A 22,187-nucleotide genomic window follows, 5' to 3' on the forward strand; every position below is an offset into this window, starting at 1 on the left:
ATTAATTCAATTGATAATACAAAAAAAATTTACAATAGCAGATGGCAATTTTGAAAGAGAGTTATTTGGCAACTTTGATGAAAATGTAAAATTGATAGAGAAAACTTTAAATATAGATGTAATACTTAGAGAAGGCAATATAATTTTAATAGGAGAAGAAAAAAATGTAGATTCTGCATTAAAACTTATGAATGAATTGCATCAAACTGTATCAAATGGTAAGCATTTAGATAAACAAAGCATTTCTTATTCATTATCTCTTTTACTTGAAGGTAGTGAGCAAAAGATAAAAGAACTTGAAGGTACAATTGTTATAACTCAAAGAGGTAAAGCTGTTCAACCTAAAACTTTAGGGCAAAAAGAGTATATAAAGCTTATAGAAAATAATGATATAACTTTTGGTGTTGGCCCTGCTGGAACAGGAAAGACTTATCTTGCTGTGGCTATGGCAGTGAAAGCTTTTAAAAGAGATGAAGTTAGTAGAATTATACTTACAAGACCAGCAGTGGAAGCTGGAGAAAGTTTAGGATTTTTACCAGGAGATTTAAAAGATAAAGTAGACCCATATTTAAGACCATTATATGATGCATTATTTGAAATGTTGGGTGCTGATAAGTTTAATAAGTATTTAGAAAGAGGTACTATAGAAGTTGCACCACTTGCATTTATGAGAGGTAGAACTCTTGATAATTCTTTTATAATATTAGATGAAGCTCAAAATACAACTTCTGAGCAAATGAAAATGTTTTTAACTAGATTAGGATTTGGTTCTAAGGCTGTAGTTACAGGTGATATAACACAAACAGATTTGCCTCAAAATAAAAAAAGTGGTCTTATACAAGCTACAGAGATTCTTAAGGGCGTTCAAGGGATAGGCTCTATAATGTTAACAGACAGAGACGTTGTAAGACATGAGTTAGTACAGAGAATAATAAGAGCTTATGAGAAGCATGATAAAAAAGAAGAATTTAAAAAAGAAGAGCGCAAAAAAATGAAAATACAGGAAAAGACTTTCAAAAGAAAGTAAAAGTGTAGTAATATAGATGTATAGCATTATTAATGAATAAAAAGTAGGTGTAATTAATGGATTTGATATTAGATGATAGACAAGATAAATTAGAAGTAAATGAAGAACTAATAGAAAAAATAAAAGATATAATTTTAGAGTGTTTGGATTATGAAGGATATGATGATAATTATGAAGTGAGTCTTTCTTTTGTAGATAATAAAGAGATTCATGAATTAAATAGAGAATATAGAGGAGTTGATAGACCAACTGATGTTTTATCATTTCCTCTTTTAAGTGATGATTTTGAAGATGTTGAATTGGAAGAAGAATCTTTAGGAGATATAGTAGTATCTCTTGAAAGAGCTTTAGAGCAAAGCATAGAATATAATCATAGCTTTGAAAGAGAAGTATGTTTTTTAATATGTCATAGTATGTTTCATCTTTTAGGGTATGACCATGATACAGATGAAAATACAAAAGAAATGAGAGAAAAAGAAGAATACATATTAAATAAGTTAAACATAACAAGGGAGTAATTCTTATGAAAACAGGAAAAACTCGTCAAGGTATAATTAAAGCTTTTAATGCAGCTATAGAAGGAATATTATATACATTTAAATTTGAAAGGAATATGAAAATACATTACTTAGGCTCAGTTGCTGTGCTTATAATAAGTTTATTTTTTAACTTTTCAAAATTGGAAATGATAATGTTACTGATGTCTATATGTTTAGTTGTAGTTGCTGAGATGTTTAATACAGCTATAGAAAAAGCAGTAGACCTGGTAACTGATGAATATCATGTACTTGCAAAAATAGCAAAAGATGTTGCAGCAGGTGGTGTACTAGTAGCAGCATTAAACTCAGTAGTAGTTGGATATATTTTATTTTATGATAAATTGACAGATATATCTGGAATGTTAATTTACAAGATAAGAGAATCAGAATTACATATAACCTTGATATGCATATTATTGGTTCTTATAGCTGTAGTAGTAGTAAAAGCATTGACTTCAACAGGGACACCTTTAAAAGGAGGTATGCCAAGTGGTCATGCTGCTTTAGCATTTGCTATAGCAACTGCAATTACACTTATGACAGAAAGAGTAGTTGCATCTACTCTTGCATATATAATGGCTGTATTGGTTGCTCAAAGTAGGATTGAGGGAAAAATACATACATTCTGGGAAACCATAGCAGGAGCTTTGTTAGGCGTGTTAATAGCAGTATTAGTATTTCAGCTTGGAATGTTTTATAATTAAAATGAATGTACATAAAATATTTAACAATGAAACAAATCTGTTACAATTAAATTTTTATGATATAATGTAGAGTATTAAATAAAAATAAATTCTAATAAGTGTATACAGGAGGAGATGTTGTGGACAACATAGAATTGTTAAAGTTGGCAGAAGATGCTAGACAACATTCTTATGCTCCTTACTCAAGTTTTAGAGTGGGTGCAGCTCTTTTGACTAAGAGTGGAAAAGTTTATACTGGATGTAATATAGAATGTGCATCATTAGGTGGAACAAATTGCGCAGAAAGAACAGCTATTTTTAAAGCTATATCAGAAGGTGATAAGGATATATATAAAATAGCAATAGCAAGTGATAACTCAGAAAATAATGAACAAACATATCCTTGTGGAATATGTAGACAAGTAATTATAGAGTTTGGTTCTGATATAAAAATAATAACAGGATATACTAAAGGAGAGGTGTTTGAGCATGATATAAAAGATTTGCTACCAAACTATTTCTCTGGAAATGATTTAAAATAAATTAAAAAACTAAAATAAATTTAAAGCAATTAAATACAAGAAGATAAAAGTTAGGAGACAGTTAATGTTCAAATCAGGATTTGTCAGTATAGTAGGTAGACCAAATGTAGGGAAATCTACTTTAATGAATAATGTAGTAGGGGAAAAGATAGCTATAATGAGTGATAAACCTCAGACTACAAGAAATACAATACAAGCAGTCTATACAGATGAAGAAACTCAAATAGTATTTTTAGATACACCAGGTATTCACAAACCTAAAAATAAATTAGGTGAATTCATGGTAAAGGCAGCAACAGAAGCTTTTAAAAATGTAGATTTAATATTATTTGTAGTTGATGATTCTAAAAAAATAGGTCCTGGAGACAGAAAAATAATAGAGGATTTAAAATCTGTTAAGACACCAATAATTCTAGTTGTAAATAAAATAGACCAACTAGGTCAAAAAGATGAATTATTTGATATAATAAAAATGTATGATAGAGAAGGTATTTTCAAAGAGATAGTACCAATATCAGCGTTAAAAGGAAAAAATACAGATACTCTAATAAAAGTTATACAAAATTACTTAGAAGAAGGACCAAAGTATTTTCCAGATTATATGATTACAGATCAACCAGAGAGAGTATTAATAGCAGAACTTATAAGAGAAAAAGTTCTTCATTATCTTAATGATGAAATACCTCATGGTGTAGCTGTTGAAATTGAAAAAATGAAAGCAAGAAATGATAAAGAAATAGTAGATGTATCTGCTGTAATATATTGTGAAAGAGATTCACATAAGGGAATAATAATAGGAAAGAATGGTAGGAAACTAAAAGGAATAGGTAAATCAGCAAGACAAGATATAGAATTACTTTTAGGTTCACAAATAAATCTCCAGTTATGGGTTAAGGTTAAAGAAAATTGGAGAAATTTACAAAATTATATAAATAATTTTGGATATAATGATAAATAAAGGTGGGTTATATGGATAGGAAACTGGATGCTTCCCAAGATTTATTATATGAAGTAAAATCATTAATTGATAATAATAAAGTATTGGAGTTAAGAGAATTAATAGAGGAATATCATATAATTGATATATTCGATATAATGGAAAATTTAGAGGAAGACATGAAAATTCAACTGTTTGAAGTACTTCCTCTAGATATGGCATCTTCTATATTAGAAGAAGGTAGTGTAGAGTTTTTTATTAGTATTTTATCTAAGTTAGATGTAGAACATGCAAAAAACATACTTGAACTTATGTCTCTTGGAGACATGGCAGATAAACTTAGTGAACTTGAAGAAGAAGAAAGAGAACATATAATAAATCTTTTAAATCAAGAAAACGCTGACTATGTAAAAGAATTATTATTCTATGATGAAGACTCTGCAGGTGGAACAATGACCACTGGATATATTTCTATAAATAAAGATATGACAGCTCTTGAGGCAATAGAACATATGAGAGAAGAAGCTGATGAAGCTGAGACTATTTATTATATATATGTAGTTGATGATGAAGAAAAGCTAGTTGGAGTATTATCTTTAAGAGAGCTAATAATAGCGAGAGATGCAAATATAGTAGAAGATTTAATGAGTGAAAATATAATTTCTGTTTATGTAGATGAAGATAGAGAAGAAGCGGTTAGGTTAGTATCGAAATACAATTTAATAGCAATTCCAGTAGTAGATAGACAAGAAAAGTTAAAAGGGATAATAACAGTAGATGATATAATAGATGTTATGGAAGAAGAAGCAACTGAAGATATGTATAAATTTGCAGGAAGTTCAGAGCATGAAAGAGAAGTTGCTGAAAAGGAAAATCCTACATTGAAAGAGCAGACAATATCAGCTCTTAGAGGTAGACTGCCATGGTTAATTATTACATTAATTGGAGGTCTATTGGCTTCTCTAATACTTTCTAATTTAGATTATATAATGAACCCTATATATGCTCCACTGGTATTTTTTATACCTGTAGTAATAGGTATGGGTGGTAATATTGGAACACAATCATCTTCTGTTACAGTAATAACACTGTCTAATAAAGATTTGAATTTTAGCAATGTGGTAAGAGAAGGTATTGTAGGAATTATTACAGGTCTTTTGTGTAGTATAATAACAGGTATTGTAATTTACTTTGTTATGAAAAAATTAGACATTGTATTAATTGTTTCAATATCATTATTTATAAATATGGTTTTGGGTGCAACAATAGGTGCATTTATGCCTGTTTTATTAAAAAAGATGGATGCAGATCCATCTACAGTTTCATCACCAATTATATCTACAGCTCTTGATATAACTGGTATAGCAGTTTATTTTATAATAACGACAGCGTTATTGTCAAAAATTGTTTAATAACTTTATGTATGATTTATCCTCTTCTTACTAAAAATATAAGTATAAATGTAAGAAGGGGGTTTTTTAAAAATGAACAATATCAGTTGGGAAGTTTTTAAAAAAACAGGCAGTATAGATGCATATCTATACTTCTGTGATTGCAAAAACCTAAGTGAAGAAGTCGAAGAAGTAAGGGAGAAAAAAGAAGACGATGATAATCCTGAACACCCAGGGGATAGTACTTAAAGCTATAAGGTACAAGGAAAGTGATATAATACTTACTCTGTTTACGAGAAAGCTTGGAAAAGTATCTGCAATAGCAAAAGGAGCTAAAAAAAATAAGAGCTCTTTACTTTCATCATCACAGTTATTTTCTTATAGCAATTTTACTTTAAAAAAACAAGGAAATATGTACAAGGTTACTCAAAGTGAAATCATAAAGAGTTTTTATAATATATCCTACGATATAGAGGCATTTTCTTATGCTACATATATTACAAAATTAGTTGAAAATTCTATACTTGAAAATCAGACTAATAATAGGTTATTTATATTACTTGCACAGACGCTGTATTTATATACACAAGAAAATACAGATAATAGATTTGTAACAGCTGCATTTGAGTTAAAGTTCTTGGACTATATAGGATTTAAACCAATAGTAAATAAATGTATTAATTGCGGAAGTAAAATTTTGCAAAATTCTATGTTTAATGTTTATGAAGGTGGTATACTATGTAGTAAGTGTAATACACTTTTTGATAATAATATAAAACTGGATTTAACAACTGTTAGTCTCATGGAATATGTATTAAGGAATGATATTTTAACATGTAGCAAAGCTAAAGTATCAAAATATATAACACATGAACTCGAAAATATACTAGAAAAATATTTGAAAGTTTATGTTGATAATATTAATCTAAAATCATTACACGTATTGCAAAGTGTAAAAAACAATAAGGGAGTGGATAATAATGAGTAGTAATATAACTATTGAAATGGTTGATTCAGTCTTTGAAAGAGTTCCAGGAGCAACTTATGCAGAAGCAAAAGAAGCATTAGTGGAATGTAATGGAGATGTAATTGAGGCAGTAATATATTTAGAAAATAAAAAGAATACTTGTAATTGTAAAGCTAAATCTGCTAAAGAAACTATGGAAGAAGTATTTGGTAAAGATGGAGAAAATATAAAATATCAATTAAAAGAACTTCTTAAAAAAAGTAGTGTTGTAAGAGTAATAGTTGAAAAAGATGGAAAAACTATGATGAATATTCCTTTAACAGTAGGAGTTGTTGGATTAGCTTTTGTACCATTAGCTACTCTAGTTGGTTTATCAGCTGCTGTTATAAGTAAATATCGTATAAAAGTTCAAAATGAAGAAGATGGTGAAGTTGTAGACTTAGGTGAATTAAATGAAGAAAAACTTCATGTTTTGAAGAATATGATAACTAATGCAGCCAAAGATGTAAAAGATGTAGTAGTTGATAAAAAAGAAGATGATAAAGATGTAACTGCTGATCTAATGAAAGAAGAATCTGAAAAGAATAATGAAAACGAAGACGAAAATAAATAGATATAAAGTGACTTTTAAAAAATGAAAAGAAGATAATTATAAGAATTATCACTAACATTGACAAATTTTATAGAATTTGATATTCTAAAAGTTGTAGAAGAACTATTAAAATAGCCTTTCGTGTAGACGAGAGGCTTTATTGTTATAGGAGGGATTTTTATGAATTTTCAAGAAATGATACTGGCATTGCAAAAATACTGGTCAAAGCAAGGTTGTATCATGATGCAACCTTACGATGTTGAAAAAGGTGCTGGAACTATGAATCCTAATACTTTTTTAAGATCATTAGGACCTGAGCCTTGGCAAGTATGCTATGTAGAGCCTTCAAGAAGACCAGCAGATGGAAGATATGGTGAAAACCCAAACAGATTATATCAACATCATCAATTCCAAGTTATACTAAAGCCATCTCCAGATAATATACAAGAATTGTATTTAGAGAGCTTAAAAGAAATTGGAATTGACCCAAGTGAACATGACATAAGATTTGTTGAAGACAACTGGGAAGCTGCCACAGTTGGTGCTTGGGGACTTGGATGGGAAGTTTGGTTAGATGGTATGGAAATAACTCAATTTACATACTTCCAACAAGTAGGTAATATTGAATGTGAGCTTGAGACAGGAGAAATTACATATGGGTTAGAAAGATTAGCTATGTACATTCAAGAAGTTGATAGTGTTTATGATTTAAAATGGAATGATAAAATAACTTATGGCGAAGTGTTTAATAAAGCTGAGTATGAAAATTCAGTGTATGCGTTTGAATTATGTGATGCAGATATGTTGTTTAATCTGTTTGATATATATGAAAAAGAAGCATTAAGACTTATGGAAAGTGGTCTTGTAATACCTTCATATGATTATGTATTAAAATGTTCTCATGCATTTAATACATTGGATGCAAGAGGAGCAATAGGTGTTAGTCAAAGAGCTTCATTTATAGGTAGAGTTAGAAATATGGCAAAAACTGTTGCAGAAACTTTTGTAAAACAAAGAGAAGAAATGGGATTCCCTCTTTTAAAGGACGGTGACAAATAATGAAAAATTATCTTTTATTTGAAATCGGTGTTGAAGAAATGCCATCAAGATTTATGGGTAGTACACTAGAACAATTAAAAAACAATCTTAATAAATTATTTGAGGAAAATAGAATATCTTTTAATAAAATAGATGCCTATGGAACACCAAGAAGATTGACTTTAGTAGTTGAAGGTTTAAGTGATAAGCAAAGTGATTTAGAAGAAGAAATAAAAGGTCCAGCTAAGAAGATTGCTGTTGATGAAGACAATAATTTCACAAAACCAGCTTTAGGATTTATAAAAAGTAAAGGATTAAGCGAATCTGATATATATTTTAAACAAGTTGGAAAAGATGAATATATTTTTGCTACTATAAAGCAAGCTGGGAAAGACACTTCAGAAGTGTTAAAAGAGATATTACCAGAAACTATAAAATCTGTAGTATTTCCAAAAGCTATGCGTTGGGGAGGAAAAAACCTAAAATTTGCAAGACCTATAAGATGGATAGTTACATTGTTAAATGATAAGGTATTAGAATTTGATTTAGAAGGAATAATATCTTCTAATGTAACAAAAGGGCATAGATTCTTAGGAGAAAGTACAATAGAAGTTAATTCTATAGAAGAATATTTTGAAAAATTAGAGAAAAATTATATAGTTTTAGACCAAAATAAGAGAAAAGAAATTATAAGAAAACAATGTATAGAAGTAGCCAATTCTTTAGGTGGCGAAGTTGAGTTTGATGAAGATTTACTTGAAGAAGTAACTTACTTAGTTGAATATCCAACTGCTTTTTATGGCGAATTTAATACAGATTATATAAAACTACCAAAAGAAGTTGTCATAACTCCTATGAAACAACATCAAAGATATTTCCCAGTTCTTAAAGAAGGAAAACTGTTACCTAACTTTATAGCTGTTAGAAATGGAGATTCTTACAGAATAGATAATGTTAAAGCTGGAAATGAAAAAGTTTTAGAAGCAAGACTTGCCGATGCTTTATTTTTCTATAGAGAAGATACTAAGAGAAACTTAGAAAGCTACATAGAAAAATTAAAAACTGTTGTTTTCCAAGTAAAATTGGGTACTATTTATGACAAAACTTTAAGACTTGAAAAACTAAGCGCTGATATACTTGATAGTTTAGGATTAGCAGATGAAAAGGCAGACACTATGAGAGCTGCTAAATTATCTAAAGCAGATTTAGTTACTGGAATGGTAGGAGAATTTGATGAATTACAAGGTTTTATGGGAAAAGAATATGCGAAGGTTGGAGGAGAAAATGATGTTGTAAGTGAAGCTATTTTTGAACATTATTTACCAAGATTTGCAGGAGATATTCTTCCTAAAACTAATGCAGGGGTAGCTTTATCAATAGCTGATAAATTAGATTCAATAGCAGGATTTTTTGCTATAGGAATACAACCAACAGGTTCTCAAGACCCATATGCTTTAAGAAGACAAGCTTTAGGTATACTTAGTATACTTATGGATAGAAAAGTAGCTGTAGACTTAAAAGTACTTATTGAACATGCTTTAGATAATTATTCTAACTTAGATTTTAATAAAGAAGATGTTGTTGAACAAATAATGAACTTCTTTAATGAAAGAGTAAAAAATCTATTTAAAGATTTAGGTATAAGATATGATGTTGTTGATGCTGTTTTAAGTTCTGATATAAATGATATTTCTGATATGCATATGAGAGCTTTAGAGCTTAATAATTGGCTAGAAAAAGATGAATTAGTGGAAATGCTTACTGCATTTAATAGAGTTTCTACTTTGGCTCAGAAAGCAGAATGTGATAAGGTTGATGAAAGTCTATTAAAAGAAGATGCTGAAATTAAGCTTTATAATGAATTTAAGCAAGTAAAAGTAAGAGTAAAAGAATTATTAAAAGATAAGAAATACGGTACTGCTTTAGATGAGTTTGCATCTTTAAGACCTGTAGTTGATAACCTATTTGATTCAGTTATGGTTATGGATAATGATGAAGCAATTAAAAATAACAGACTTGGTCTACTTAAACAAATATATGATACTATGTTAGAAATTTGTGATTTATCTAAAATAGTTTATAAATAGTATAAAAACATAAACGATTGTAAAAAATGAGATAGTTATAAGCTATCTCATTTTTTATAATCATTTATGTTAAGTCATATTTTATACTTATCAATTATTTTATTTAATAAATCATCATTTGAATCTATCCATTCATAAAAATTTTCTGATGAAACCTCAGCTATTTCATAAAGCATTTTAGGAATGTCACTAGCCTTAAAATCTCCTAGAGATTTTCCTAGTCTAGTCTTACCTATTTCAAAACTACCTCCAACAAATAATTCAAATGCATCAGTAGATACTCCATTGACATTTTTCTTTTTACCACATAATCCTATGCTACCAATTTGGTGAACACCACATGAATTTAGACATCCTGAAATATACAGTTTAGGAGCTTTACTTAAAACTTCTTCATTGTTTTGTAATCTAAAATAATCTATTATCTCATGTAATATTTTTTGGCTATTTTGTATACCCATCTGACAAATAGGAACACCTATGCAGGAGATACTCTGTTCTAATTGAGAGTTACAACTAATAGTCTTGCTTATTTCTAATATCCTTTTTGCCTCATTTCCATCTAAATTTAGAATGTACAAGCCTTCTGTCATACCTAATCTAATCATAGGATTTTTAATATTATCTAACTCTTGAAGTAAAAATTTTAAATCTTTAGTAGATAATAGACCTCCAATTGGATGTATATATACAGTATATAAGCCAGATTGTTTTTGATGGATTAATCTAGAGTCATGTAAATCTATCTTAATTCCAGGTTTAGAATAGTCAATTTGTTCAACATTAAGTTCAAGATTACCTTTTTCTTTTTCTAATTTATAGTATTCTTTAAATTTTTCTAAAAACATATTTTCTCCAAGCGTTTCAACCATATATCTAACCCTAGCTTTGTTTTTATTTTCATAATTACCATAAGCCATAAAGAATTTAATCATTCCTTCTACACAATATAATGCATCTTTAGGTTTTATAACTTCATCAAGTTCTAAAGCAACTTTAGGTTGTTTACCTAAACCTCCACCTAAGAAAACTCTAAAATATGGTTTGCCATTTTTTAGAGTAGCTACAAATCCTAAGTCTTGTATACTACAATGGGCAGAATCTGTGTAACAACTAGAATAGGAAACTTTTAGTTTCCTAGGTAAGTGATATGTAGTAGCATTTTTGATAAAATATTTATCAGTAGCAACTGCATAAGGGGTAACATCAAAAGCTTCGTCAGGGTCAACTCCTGATAATGGAGATAAGCCTACATTTCTAGGATAGTTACCACCACCGCCTCTAGTGAAGATATCATTTTTTATTCCCTCTTCCATAATATCAACTATAGAGTCTATAGACAAGTCATGTAATTGTATAGCTTGTCTAGTTGTTAAGTGTATCTTATCTAGCTTATGTTTGGTAGCCATTTGGTAAATTTTTTTAAGTTGAGATTTCGACAATACCCCAGCAGATACTCGAAGTCTTATCATAAATGATTTTTTGTCTCTTTGAGCATAAACTCCATATCCACCAGAAAATCCTTTGTATTGCATTTTATTTATTTCTCCATTTAATAATTTTAAAGAATATTCTTTAAAATTATCTAGTTCATTTAACAATGTCTCTTTTAAATTATCCATTATTTCACCTCATTATTAGACTTGTATAAAAATAAATATGCTGTATAATTATATATATATTATTATCTAGAGTTGGTAAAAATATAACAGTAGAGTACTATTAAAAGTCAAAATAAGGAACATATACTTAGTATGACTCTTTATTTTGTTAAATAAGTATAATATTTTTGTTTTATAAAATATAATTAAGATAAATAGATAATTTTGTAATTTTAATATATAATATTTAGTATAGTGTTAAATAAACGCTTAATATTCGCAGGAGGAGTACTTGTATATGGGAGAAATAATAAATGCATTAGATAGAGCCCTAGACATAATTTTGCTATTATATCATGAAAAGAGAGAAATGGGAATAACTGAAATAAGTAAGATTATGGGAGTATATAAGAGTACTATACATAGAACTTTAGTAACTCTTGAAAACAAAGGTTTTGTTATACAAAACACTGAGAATGGTAAGTATTGGTTGGGAATAAATTTATATGCAATAGGTATGGTTGTGGGAGAACAGATGTCATTGACTGAAATAGTAAAACCATATACGAAAAAATTAAATCAAGAATTTAACGAAGTGGTGAATGTGTCTATACTAGAAGAAAGAGCTCAAGATTCTCCAAGAAGTATCATAATACATAAAGAATATGGTTCAAATCAATTACTCTCAGTAAATCCGTCAGTTGGTTCTAGTAGCGAATGTTATTGTTCAGCGGTTGGGAAATGTCTTATGGCATTTAATGATTCTATAGATTTTGAAAAATACAGAAAAACTCCAATACACAAATATACAGAACATACAATTGATAATTGGGATGATATGATGATTTTTTTGGCAAAAATAAAAGAGCAAGGATATGCTCTAGATGACCAAGAACTAGAACATGGTTTAACTTGTATTGGAGCACCTATTTTGGATAAAAACAATAAAGCTATAGCAGCAATAAGTCTATCAGGTCCTACTATAAGGATGCGAGAAGGAGACTTTGAATATAAAATTAAAAGGGTTATAGAAACTGCAAAGAGCATATCTGAACTTTTTAGATAATTTTAAGAAATAAATTTGAATAATAAAAAGAGACTAAATTTAAATTGTTATTTGTAAATACCAGTTTAGATATGGTCTCTTTTTTATTGAATATAAAAATTAAATATTTTTAAAATTGAAAAAATTATTGAAATATATAAGCGAATGTGATATCTTTTAATTAAGCAATACAAAACAGAACAGTGTTCTAAAGAATAGAACAATAATAAAATATATATATAATAAACCCACATGAATATTATATATTTAAAATTAGGTAAAAAAATTACTACATAAGAGGGGAGATTTGAAAAATGGAAAAAGTCAAGTTGAGTGTTGAAAGATGTAAGGGGTGTTATCTTTGTATTGAAGCTTGCAAAAAAGAAGCAATAAGTCTTTCTGATTACACAAATAAAAAAGGCTTTGTAACAGTCAAAGTCGATGAAGAAAAGTGTGTTCAATGTGGCGCTTGTTATACAATGTGTCCTGATTTAGTATTTGAGATATTATAAATAACTTTTTATTGGAAGGGAGAAAACGTATGCAAAGTTTATTAATTAAGGGAAATGAAGCCTTAGCAGAAGGAGCTATACGTGGTGGATGTAGATTTTATGCAGGTTATCCAATAACACCACAATCAGAAATATTAGAAATGATGGCTTGGAGACAAAAAGAGGTTGGAGGAGTATTTATTCAAGGTGAATCTGAAATAGCCAGCGTAAATATGGTTATGGGGGCAAGTGCACTTGGAGCAAGAGCTATGACATCTTCATCTGGACCTGGATTTTCATTAAAACAAGAAGGAATTGCATATTGGGTATCAGCTGGTTTACCAGCAGTTGTAGCATGTGTACAGAGATATGGTATAGGAGATGGATTTATAGGAGCTGGTCAAGATAATTACTGGCAAGCTGTAAAAGGTGGAGGAAATGGAGATTATCATTTAATTGTATTAGCACCTAATAGTGTTCAAGAAAATATGGATATGGCATATGAGTCTTTTGAATTAGCTGAAAAATATATGCATCCAGTACTTATACTTTCTGATGCTACAATAGGTCAAATGGTAGAACCTTGTATAGCACCACCAATGAAAGAATATGATAAGGATAAAGCTCCATGGGCAGCAAAAGGAACTCCTGTTGGAGAAAAAAATAAAGTAATAACTGATATAACATATTTTGAGGACCAAGATACATGGCAAAAAGGTTATATAGAAAAAATGAGAAAAGTTCAAGAAAATGAACAAAGATGGGAAGAAATAGAGATAGAAGATGCAGATGTGGTATTTGTTGCATATGGAATTTCTTCAAGAATAGCAGAAGGCGCAGTTAGAGATGCAAGAGCAAGAGGTATAAAACTTGGATTAATAAGACCAAAAACATTGTGGCCTTACCCAAGAAAAGCTTTTAAAAAATTAAAAGATTCATTAAAAGGGCTTGTAACAGTTGAAATGAATATGATGGCACAAATGAAGGAAGATGTAATTATAGCATGTAATAATAGATTCCCAGTATATTCAGTAGCAACAGCTCAATATATGGCAGAAGTAAATCAATTAATAGATTTTGCTCAAGAGATTATAGATGGAAAAGCTAAGCAAGAGGAGGTATTTTAATTATGGCTAAAAAAGCACCAGCAATAATGATGTGTGAAAATATGTTCTGTGGAGGCTGTGGACACTCTATAGTCGATAGAATTATTGGAGAAGTATTAACAGAAATGAATATATGTCAAGATACGATTATATGCTCAGATATAGGATGTAATCATATGTTTCAATTTAGTATGAATGTAGATGTTGTTGTTCCTCCTCATGGTAAAATGGGTGCAGCTATGGCAGCTATGAAAAGAGTTAGACCAGATAAATATATATTTACAATAGCTGGAGATGGTGGAGCTTATGCAATAGGGCTTGGAGAAACTATGTCAGCTGCTACTAGAAATGATAATGTAATATTTTTAGTTATGAATAATAATATGTTTGCAATGACAGGTGGGCAAATGGCTCCAACTACTGTACAAGGTCAACATACAGCTTCTACTCCAGCAGGTAGAACATATGAAGACCATGGCTCAACATTTGATGTTGTAAAAGTTATGGGAAATTTAGATATAGCATATTTGGCAAGAGGAACAATAACTAACCCTAAAGAAATAAATACAACAAAAAGATATATCAAAAAAGCACTTGAAAAACAAAAAGATAAAAAGGGCTTTTGCTTAATAGAAATACTTGTACCATGTCCAACAAACTGGGGATTAAAGCCAGTAGATGCTATGAAGAGAATAGAAAACGAACTTGTTCCAAAGTATCCACTTGGAGAATTTATTGATTAGGGAGGAAATAATATGTTAAATGAAATTATATGTGCTGGTTTTGGAGGACAGGGAGTTCTTACAGCAGGAAAAATTATAATGTATGTTGCATATAAGGCAGAAAAGAAGATTACATGGTTCCCATCTTATGGAAATGAGATGAGAGGAGGAAGTGCAAATTGTAATGTTGTTGTAAGTGATGAAAAAATTGCAAATCCTTGTGTAAAAAATCCAGATATCTTATTGGGAATGAATAGTGTATCAGTAGATAAGTATGAGAGTTTAATGAAAGCAAATGGTTATATGTTTGTCAATGAATCACTAGTAAATAAGGATAGAAAATATAGAGAAGATATTAATGTTATAAAAGTACCTGTTACTGAAATAGCTCAAAATTTAGGTAATGAAAAATCTGCTAATATTTGTATGTTAGGTGCTATGGTGAAGAAATTAGATTTATTCACAAAAGAAGAATTTGAAAGTGGTATGTGTGAATACTTTGAAAATCAAGGTAAAGGAAAGTTTAATGCCAAAAATGTAGAAGCATTTGAAGCTGGATATGACTATGAGTGAATATTTTAAATATTTAAAATTATTATTGAAATACTCATTTTTATGTGTTAGTATTTAATTAATAAAATATAGAACGTCGTTCTGAGTGATAGGACGACAAAAATTTTAAAAAATTAACAGAACGACGTTCTACAGTATGAAACAGAGGAGGCGTTGAAGTGAAAATTTTAGTAATTAATCCTGGTGGTACATCTACAAAGATTTCTGTATTTCAAGATAAAGATGAAGTTTTGAAAAAAAATATAACTCATACAAGAGAAGATTTAAAAAAATTTTCCAAGGTATTTGATGAATATGATTATAGAAAGCAATTAATAGTGGATGTTTTAAGTAGTGAAAATCATGATATAAATTCTTTTGACGCAGTAGTGGGTCGTGGTGGACTTATGAAGGCTATAAAAGGTGGTACCTATATTGTAAGTAAAGAAATGATTGAGGACATGAGAAATGAAATAAATGGAGAACATGCATCAAACTTAGGTGCCTTGTTAGCTAAGACTATAGCAGATGAAATAGGAGTTCAATCATTTGTAGTAGACCCAGTTTCTGTAGATGAATTTGATGATGTATCAAGGATTACAGGTATATCAGATATAGAAAAAGCTAGCTGGCTGCATGCACTAAATCATAAGGCTGTATCAAGAAAAATAGCACAAAAACTAGGTGGAAAATATGAAGATTATAACTTTATTGTAGCTCATCTAGGTTCTGGAATATCAATTGTAGCACATAAAAAAGGAAAAATGATAGATGGAAGTGGTGGAAGGTCTGATGGTCCATTTTCGCCAGAAAGAAGTGGAGGATTACTTGCATACCCTCTTATAGAATTATGCTACTCAGGAAAATATACTCACGATGAAATGGTTGCAAAAGTAAGCTCAATTGGGGGTATGTACGATTATTTAGGAACAAAAGATATGATAGAAATTGAAAATAGAATTAAAGATGGTGATGAAAAAGCTAAACTTATAATGGATGCATTCATCTATCAAACAGCTAAAGAAATTTCTATGTATGGAGCATCACTTTCTGGAGATATAGATAGAATTATTTTAACAGGGGGAATATCGCATTCGGAAATGGTGATTAAAGGAATAATGGAAAAAGTTTCATATTTAGCACCAGTAGAGATAGTGGCAGGTGAGATGGAAATGGAAGCACTTGCTCTTGGAGCTCTTAGAGTACTTAATGGAGAAGAAATGGCAAAAACTTATTAATATTTAGGAGAAAAAATATGTTAAAAGATTTTAATAATTTATTAGAAGAAGCTAAAAAGCTTGAACCTGTTATTGTAAGTGTTGCTGTTGCAGAAGATGAAGAAGTGTTAAAAGCTGTAAAATCAGCAACAGATTTAAATCTTATAAAACCAATTCTCGTAGGCAATAAAGATAAAATAGAAAATATATCAAAAGAGATTGGACTAAAGGGATATGAAATAATAGGGTGTCAAAATCCTGATGAATCAGTTAAAAAAGCTGTAGAAGTAGTTAAAAATAAGGATGCTAAAGTTCTTATGAAGGGGTTAGTAAATACAAGTGTTTATATGAGAGCTATATTAAATAAAGAGTTTGGTCTTAGAACAGGAAGACTTTTAAGTTTACTTGCAGTATATGAATTACCTCAATACCACAAACTTCTTTATTGTACAGATAGTGGTATAAATGTATCTCCAAATTTAAATCAGAAAAAAGATATATTGATAAATTCACTTCTTACTATGAAGAGTATAGGTATGGAAAATCCTAAAACTGCGATACTTACTGCAAATGAAATGGTAGACCCCAAAATACAATCTACAGTAGATGCTAATTCACTTGTAGAGATGGTAAAATTAGGAGAAATACCAAATTGTATAGTAGAAGGTCCAATAGCCTTTGATGTTGCATTTGATGCATATGCAGCAAAGCATAAAGGTATCGAAAGTAATATTGCTGGCGATGTTGACTTACTTGTATTTCCAAATATAGAGGCAGGAAACATATTAGGAAAGTCATGGCTTAGATTCAATAAAGCTAAGTGGGCAGGGATTGTTTTGGGGGCAACAAATCCAATAATTTTAGGTTCACGCTCTGATACAGCCGAAATTAAAATAAATTCAATAGCACTAGCCTGCTTAGCATCACAATAAGAAATTATTTAAAAGGGGATGAATTATTATGAAATATGCAAAAAGAATGGATATGGTAAAGGCTTCAGCTATAAGAGACTCTCAAAAGAAGATAGCTCAAAAAGTGGCAAGTGGTGGAACTGTTATATCTTTTGCAGCAGGACTTCCTGACCCAAACTTATTTCCAATAAAAGAAATAAGTGAAGTAACTAAGCAAGTACTTGATGAAAGAGGAAAATTTGCTTTAGCTTATGGACCTACTAAAGGTGAAGATGAGTTGTTAGAAATAATAGCTAAGAGAATGAAAGAAGAAGAAAATATTGAAACAAAACCAGAAAATATTATAATAACTACTGGTTCACAACAAGGTATAGCTCTTAGTGCTATGATTTTATTAGAAAAAGGAGATATAGTAGTTACAGAAAATCCAAGTTACTTAGGTGCAATAAATGCATTTAGACCTTATGAATGTGATTTTTTAGGAGTAGATACAGATGAAGAAGGAATGGTAACAGAAGATTTAGATAAATTATTATCTGAAAATTCAAACATAAAGGTGATATATGTAATACCAACATTCCAAAATCCTACAGGAAAAACATGGTCTTTACAAAGAAGAAAAGATTTTATGGAAGTTGTAAACAAGTATGATGTCATAGTAATAGAAGATAATCCTTATGGAGAAATAAGATTTACACAAGAACCACTACCTACACTTAAATCACTTGATACTAAAGATAAAGTATTATATCTAGGGTCATTTTCAAAAGTGTTATGTCCAGGATTTAGAGTTGCTTGGATGTGTGGGAATATAGATATTATAGATAAAGCAGAACTTTTAAAGCAAGGTATCGATTTACAATCAAATCAATTTTCTCAAGTACAGGTAATAGAATACTTAAAGAAGTATAATTTAAATGAACATGTAGAAAAAATAAGAGCTGAGTATAAAAAAAGATGTTTCTTGATGTTAGAAACTATGAAAAAATATTTTCCAGAAGAAGCAAAATATACAGAACCAGATGGAGGTATGTTTATATGGGTTGAACTTCCTGAAAGTATAAATGTAGATAATTTACTAGATAAAGCTATTGATGCTGGAGTTGCCTATGTTTCTGGAGAATCATTCTTTGCAAATAATGGTCCAAAAAATACTATGAGACTTAATTATACAACAATGTCAGAAGAGCAAATAGTTGAAGGGATTAAAATACTTGCAGAAGTTATAAAAAAAGAACTCAATTATGCTTGTGAATAAATATTAAAAGTGAGGGCTTAATTATGGGAGAAAAAGGGAACGGGATAAAGTTTGGAAAGTTAATGATTCAACTTGTTATCATAGCTATATGTTGGGAATTAGTTTATATTATACCATTTATCCAATACACATTGTATGATCCAATTTTAAAAGCATTACAGTGTTCAAATACTCAACTAGGTTTTCTACTTACAATTTATGGATTAGGTAATATATTTGGAGCTCCTATAGGAGGATGGTTAGCAGATAGATTTGATTATAGAAAGATAATTTTAGGCTCTGTATTTCTTAATGGAATAGTATCATTTTTATTTGCATTTAACATGAACTATACATTTGCTGTCATAACTTGGGTAGGTTGTGCAATTACATCATTAGTTATGAACTACCCTTCTATGGTAAAGATACTTAGAGTTATAGGAAAAGAAAATCAAGGTAAAGTTTATGGATTTAATGAAGCTATGGTTGGAGTTTCTGGAGTAGTAATGGGAGCTATATTCTTATATATTTATACATTATTTTCAACTCCTGTTTTAGGTATGAGATGGGTAATGATATCTTTAGGAATATTATCTATAGTAATGTGTCCAGTATTATGGTTTGTAATTAAAGATGTAGATATTAGTGAAGAAAAAGAAGAAGGTAAAAGTGAAAAAATGGCTGCTAGTGACTTTATGGTAGTTTTAAAATCACCAAATACTTGGTTAGTAGGTATAAGTATATTCTGTGTATATTCATTTACAGTTACAATGTCTTACTTTACACCTTATATAACATCAGTACTTGGAGGTTCAGTTGCACTATCTGGAGCATTGGCTATAATAAGACAACATGGATTAAAATTATTTGGTGCTCCATTTGGAGGGTACTGTGCAGACAAAGTAAAATCACCTACTAAAGTGCTTTTACCAATATATGTACTTGGTATAGTAGTAATAGTTTTATTCTTAGTATTGCCTTCATCAACGCCAATGACTTTATTTATAGCATTAACATTTGTAGTAGGTATATTAGGTTATATGGGAAAAGGTATATACTATGCAGTTCAAGAGGAAGTAAATGTGCCAGTTAAATATTCAGCTACTACTATAGGTATAGCAGCAGCTTTAGGCTTTTCACCAGATGTATTCCAATTTGCATTAATAGGGCATTGGATAGATACTTATGGTAATAAAGGGTACACATATACATTTATATTCCAAATAGCTATTTTAGTAATAGGAATATTATCTTGTTTATATATATTAAAAGTTAAAAAGAAAAGATTAGAGAAGTTAAAAGCTTAAAAGTTTCATTTAATAAGAGAGTATTTTTTTCAGTATAATCTACTGACATAAATACTGTATAAAAAGTAATACTAAATTAAAACTTATAGTTATATTTGATGAATAAAGTGTGAAAAAATTAAAATGTTATCAAGTGTTTTTAGTATAGTTTTAGCATAAAGTTACCCCTAAAAGTATAAGATTGAGTAGCAATTATCACCTATTTGTATATTTACATAAGTTTGTTTAATATAAATTTTACATGGATTTTAGTAATAGATGATATTTGCACTCAATTTTATATCTAATGATGAATAAGAAAATTATGAAATCTAACTATATATTATCTAGCTACATATTAATAGTGTACTATTTATGTAGTAGTATTGGGCTTTTCCTTATATGTATTTCAATTTATATTGTTTGATTGTCTGTCAAGCACATATCGTTAAAAAATTTATACACTTATGTTCATGTATCAATTGATATTCTTAATTTTGGTAATAATTGTTGGAGTTTACATATTAAAAGATAGAAATAAGGTAAATAAAATAAAAAATGAGTCTATAAGATATGTTGAGTTAAATAAAGTTTATACAAAATATTAGTACATAGCTGTTTAAATTATTGTCTATAAATTAAAATGAATGGTGGTGAGTTGAGTGACCGATTTAGTTAACACCATTAATGGAATTGTTTGGTCACCTGTATTAGTTGCAATGTGCTTATGCATAGGATTGTATTTTTCATTGAAATTAAAATTTTTCCAAATAAAAGACATAAAAGAAATGTTTACCCTTTTACTTGAAGGAGATAGTTCTCAGGTTGGTATATCATCATTTCAAGGATTTGCTACATCAATGGCTGGAAGAATTGGAACTGGTAATATAGCTGGTGTGGCTGTAGCAATAGCAATGGGAGGGCCAGGAGCATTAGTATGGATGTGTATAATGGCTACCTTAGGCTCGGCGACTGCATTTGTAGAATCTACTCTAGCTCAAATATACAAAGATGAACATGATGGTCAGTACAGAGGTGGTCCTCCGTATTACTTTGAAAAAGGTCTTGGATGGAAAAGATGTTCAATTTTATTTTCAGTAGTTGCAATCATAAGTTATACATTTTTCATGCCTGGGACGCAATCAAATACTCTATACTTAGCAATGAATCAAGCATTTGGATTTTCAAGAATGACAATTGCAGTTACATCTTCTATTGCATTAGGAATAATAATTTTTGGAGGAATTAAAAGAATTGGTTTATTTGCTGAAAAGGTAGTACCTATAATGGGTGGAGCATATCTTATCATGACAATAGTGATAATCATAGTAAATATAAATTTAGTTCCAGGAGCTATTATAACTATGTTTAAATCTGCATTCGGATTTGGTTCAATGTTTGGAGGAATGTTAGGTGCAGCAATATCTTGGGGAGTTAAAAGAGGTATATATTCAAATGAAGCAGGTGAAGGTTCTGGAACTTATGGTGCAGCAGCAGCAGAAGTAAGTCATCCAGCTAAACAAGGATTAGTTCAAGCTTTCTCTGTTTATGTGGATACATTATTAATATGTATGGCTACAGGTATTATGATTATAATAACAGGAAAATACAATGTTACAGGAGTTTTAACTGTATTACCAGGTGTAGAGCCAGGTCCACAATATGTGCAGAGTGCAATAAATACATTACATCCTCAACTAGGTGATATTTTTATAGCAATAGTTTTATTATTATTTACCTTCACAACATTATTAGCATTCTCATATATGATGGAGACCAATGTATCTTATTTGGTAACTAGAATTAAAGCACAAAAACATGAAAAGCATATAATAAATGTCTGTAGATTTATGCTTATAATATGTGCAGCAATGTGTTGTTTTATAGAACCACTTACAAGTTGGGCATTAGGTGATATATGTATAGGCGTTTTAACATATATAAACTTAATTGCTATCTTTACACTTCAAAGGCCAGCTATAAAAGCATATTATGATTACATAAGACAGAAAAAATTAGGAATAAAAAGAGCTGATAGAAATTTTAATCCTGTTGAATTGGATATAAAAAATGCTGAATTTTGGGAAAATAGATGCTTAAAAGAGAACGAGCAGAAGTTAAATTGAATTAATGGTTTTTATAGTATTTTATATAGACGTTTTAATTGGACTTTCAAAATAGATATTAAAGTTATGTAAACTCAATATAATAAATTA

At 29.6% G+C, this 22,187-nt stretch carries 22 protein-coding genes; 21 read left to right on the forward strand and 1 reads right to left on the reverse strand.

Annotated elements, in window-relative coordinates; all coding sequences use genetic code 11:
• Window positions 1-10: 10 nt before the first annotated feature.
• The 11 genes from JJC01_07140 to JJC01_07190 all read left to right on the forward strand — a co-directional run bounded on the left by JJC01_07140 (window position 11) and on the right by JJC01_07190 (window position 9,803).
• Complete coding sequence (locus JJC01_07140; protein ID UDN59623.1) at window positions 11-1,027, forward strand: PhoH family protein; 1,017 nt, start codon at window positions 11-13, stop codon at window positions 1,025-1,027.
• A gap of 56 nt (window positions 1,028-1,083) precedes the next feature.
• A complete protein-coding gene (gene ybeY / locus JJC01_07145) occupies window positions 1,084-1,545 on the forward strand; it encodes an rRNA maturation RNase YbeY (GenBank protein ID UDN59624.1) in 462 nt (153 codons plus the stop codon).
• A gap of 5 nt (window positions 1,546-1,550) precedes the next feature.
• On the forward strand, window positions 1,551-2,270 hold the full coding sequence (locus JJC01_07150; protein UDN59625.1) for a diacylglycerol kinase: 720 nt from the start codon (window positions 1,551-1,553) through the stop codon (window positions 2,268-2,270).
• A gap of 119 nt (window positions 2,271-2,389) precedes the next feature.
• Window positions 2,390-2,791 carry a cytidine deaminase gene (locus JJC01_07155; GenBank protein UDN59626.1) on the forward strand — a complete coding sequence of 134 codons (402 nt, stop codon included), beginning with the start codon at window positions 2,390-2,392 and terminating at the stop codon, window positions 2,789-2,791.
• Between the two features lie 64 nt (window positions 2,792-2,855).
• Window positions 2,856-3,749 carry a GTPase Era gene (era, locus tag JJC01_07160; GenBank protein UDN59627.1) on the forward strand — a complete coding sequence of 298 codons (894 nt, stop codon included), beginning with the start codon at window positions 2,856-2,858 and terminating at the stop codon, window positions 3,747-3,749.
• An 11-nt stretch (window positions 3,750-3,760) separates the two neighbouring features.
• On the forward strand, window positions 3,761-5,140 hold the full coding sequence (gene mgtE / locus JJC01_07165; GenBank protein ID UDN59628.1) for a magnesium transporter: 1,380 nt from the start codon (window positions 3,761-3,763) through the stop codon (window positions 5,138-5,140).
• 72 nt (window positions 5,141-5,212) lie between these two features.
• On the forward strand, window positions 5,213-5,368 hold the full coding sequence (locus JJC01_07170; protein UDN59629.1) for a YqzL family protein: 156 nt from the start codon (window positions 5,213-5,215) through the stop codon (window positions 5,366-5,368).
• Window positions 5,334-6,107 (forward strand): DNA repair protein RecO, encoded by a 774-nt coding sequence (gene recO / locus JJC01_07175; protein ID UDN59630.1) that lies wholly within the window; start codon window positions 5,334-5,336, stop codon window positions 6,105-6,107. The genes JJC01_07170 and recO overlap by 35 nt, the downstream gene beginning before the upstream one ends.
• Window positions 6,100-6,699 carry a DUF4342 domain-containing protein gene (locus JJC01_07180; protein ID UDN59631.1) on the forward strand — a complete coding sequence of 200 codons (600 nt, stop codon included), beginning with the start codon at window positions 6,100-6,102 and terminating at the stop codon, window positions 6,697-6,699. Before recO ends, JJC01_07180 begins: the two co-directional genes overlap by 8 nt.
• Before the next feature lie 159 nt (window positions 6,700-6,858).
• A complete protein-coding gene (gene glyQ / locus JJC01_07185; protein UDN59632.1) occupies window positions 6,859-7,737 on the forward strand; it encodes a glycine--tRNA ligase subunit alpha in 879 nt (292 codons plus the stop codon).
• The gene (locus tag JJC01_07190; GenBank protein ID UDN59633.1) at window positions 7,737-9,803 is read left to right on the forward strand and encodes a glycine--tRNA ligase subunit beta; all 2,067 of its coding nucleotides are present in this window, start codon (window positions 7,737-7,739) and stop codon (window positions 9,801-9,803) included. Before glyQ ends, JJC01_07190 begins: the two co-directional genes overlap by 1 nt.
• A gap of 74 nt (window positions 9,804-9,877) precedes the next feature.
• Here the strand turns inward: JJC01_07190 and JJC01_07195 are convergent, their stop codons facing one another.
• Window positions 9,878-11,425, reverse strand: a complete 1,548-nt coding sequence (locus JJC01_07195) for a nitrite/sulfite reductase (GenBank protein UDN59634.1) — start codon at window positions 11,423-11,425, stop codon at window positions 9,878-9,880.
• 277 nt (window positions 11,426-11,702) lie between these two features.
• On the opposite strand from JJC01_07195, the gene JJC01_07200 reads away from it, so the two are divergent.
• From JJC01_07200 to JJC01_07245, 10 genes are all read left to right on the forward strand, one after another.
• A complete protein-coding gene (locus tag JJC01_07200; GenBank protein UDN59635.1) occupies window positions 11,703-12,470 on the forward strand; it encodes an IclR family transcriptional regulator in 768 nt (255 codons plus the stop codon).
• A gap of 293 nt (window positions 12,471-12,763) precedes the next feature.
• The gene (locus JJC01_07205) at window positions 12,764-12,961 is read left to right on the forward strand and encodes a 4Fe-4S binding protein (GenBank protein UDN59636.1); all 198 of its coding nucleotides are present in this window, start codon (window positions 12,764-12,766) and stop codon (window positions 12,959-12,961) included.
• Window positions 12,962-12,990: 29 nt separating this feature from the next.
• Window positions 12,991-14,067 (forward strand): 3-methyl-2-oxobutanoate dehydrogenase subunit VorB, encoded by a 1,077-nt coding sequence (gene vorB / locus JJC01_07210; protein ID UDN59637.1) that lies wholly within the window; start codon window positions 12,991-12,993, stop codon window positions 14,065-14,067.
• Between the two features lie 2 nt (window positions 14,068-14,069).
• On the forward strand, window positions 14,070-14,789 hold the full coding sequence (locus JJC01_07215) for a 2-oxoglutarate oxidoreductase (GenBank protein UDN59638.1): 720 nt from the start codon (window positions 14,070-14,072) through the stop codon (window positions 14,787-14,789).
• Window positions 14,790-14,801: 12 nt separating this feature from the next.
• A complete protein-coding gene (locus tag JJC01_07220; protein ID UDN59639.1) occupies window positions 14,802-15,341 on the forward strand; it encodes a 2-oxoacid:acceptor oxidoreductase family protein in 540 nt (179 codons plus the stop codon).
• Between the two features lie 158 nt (window positions 15,342-15,499).
• A complete protein-coding gene (gene buk, locus JJC01_07225; GenBank protein ID UDN59640.1) occupies window positions 15,500-16,558 on the forward strand; it encodes a butyrate kinase in 1,059 nt (352 codons plus the stop codon).
• A 17-nt stretch (window positions 16,559-16,575) separates the two neighbouring features.
• Window positions 16,576-17,469: a bifunctional enoyl-CoA hydratase/phosphate acetyltransferase gene (locus tag JJC01_07230; GenBank protein UDN59641.1), complete on the forward strand. Its 894-nt coding sequence runs from the start codon at window positions 16,576-16,578 to the stop codon at window positions 17,467-17,469.
• A gap of 28 nt (window positions 17,470-17,497) precedes the next feature.
• Window positions 17,498-18,706: a PLP-dependent aminotransferase family protein gene (locus tag JJC01_07235; protein ID UDN59642.1), complete on the forward strand. Its 1,209-nt coding sequence runs from the start codon at window positions 17,498-17,500 to the stop codon at window positions 18,704-18,706.
• 23 nt (window positions 18,707-18,729) lie between these two features.
• Entirely contained in the window at window positions 18,730-19,992 is a 1,263-nt protein-coding gene (locus JJC01_07240; protein ID UDN59643.1) for an MFS transporter, read from the forward strand.
• A 641-nt stretch (window positions 19,993-20,633) separates the two neighbouring features.
• Window positions 20,634-22,097, forward strand: a complete 1,464-nt coding sequence (locus JJC01_07245; GenBank protein ID UDN59644.1) for an alanine:cation symporter family protein — start codon at window positions 20,634-20,636, stop codon at window positions 22,095-22,097.
• Window positions 22,098-22,187 lie beyond the last annotated feature (90 nt).

Origin of the sequence: Clostridioides sp. ES-S-0010-02 (genome assembly GCA_020641055.1) — a bacterium.
GTDB lineage: Bacteria > Bacillota > Clostridia > Peptostreptococcales > Peptostreptococcaceae > Clostridioides.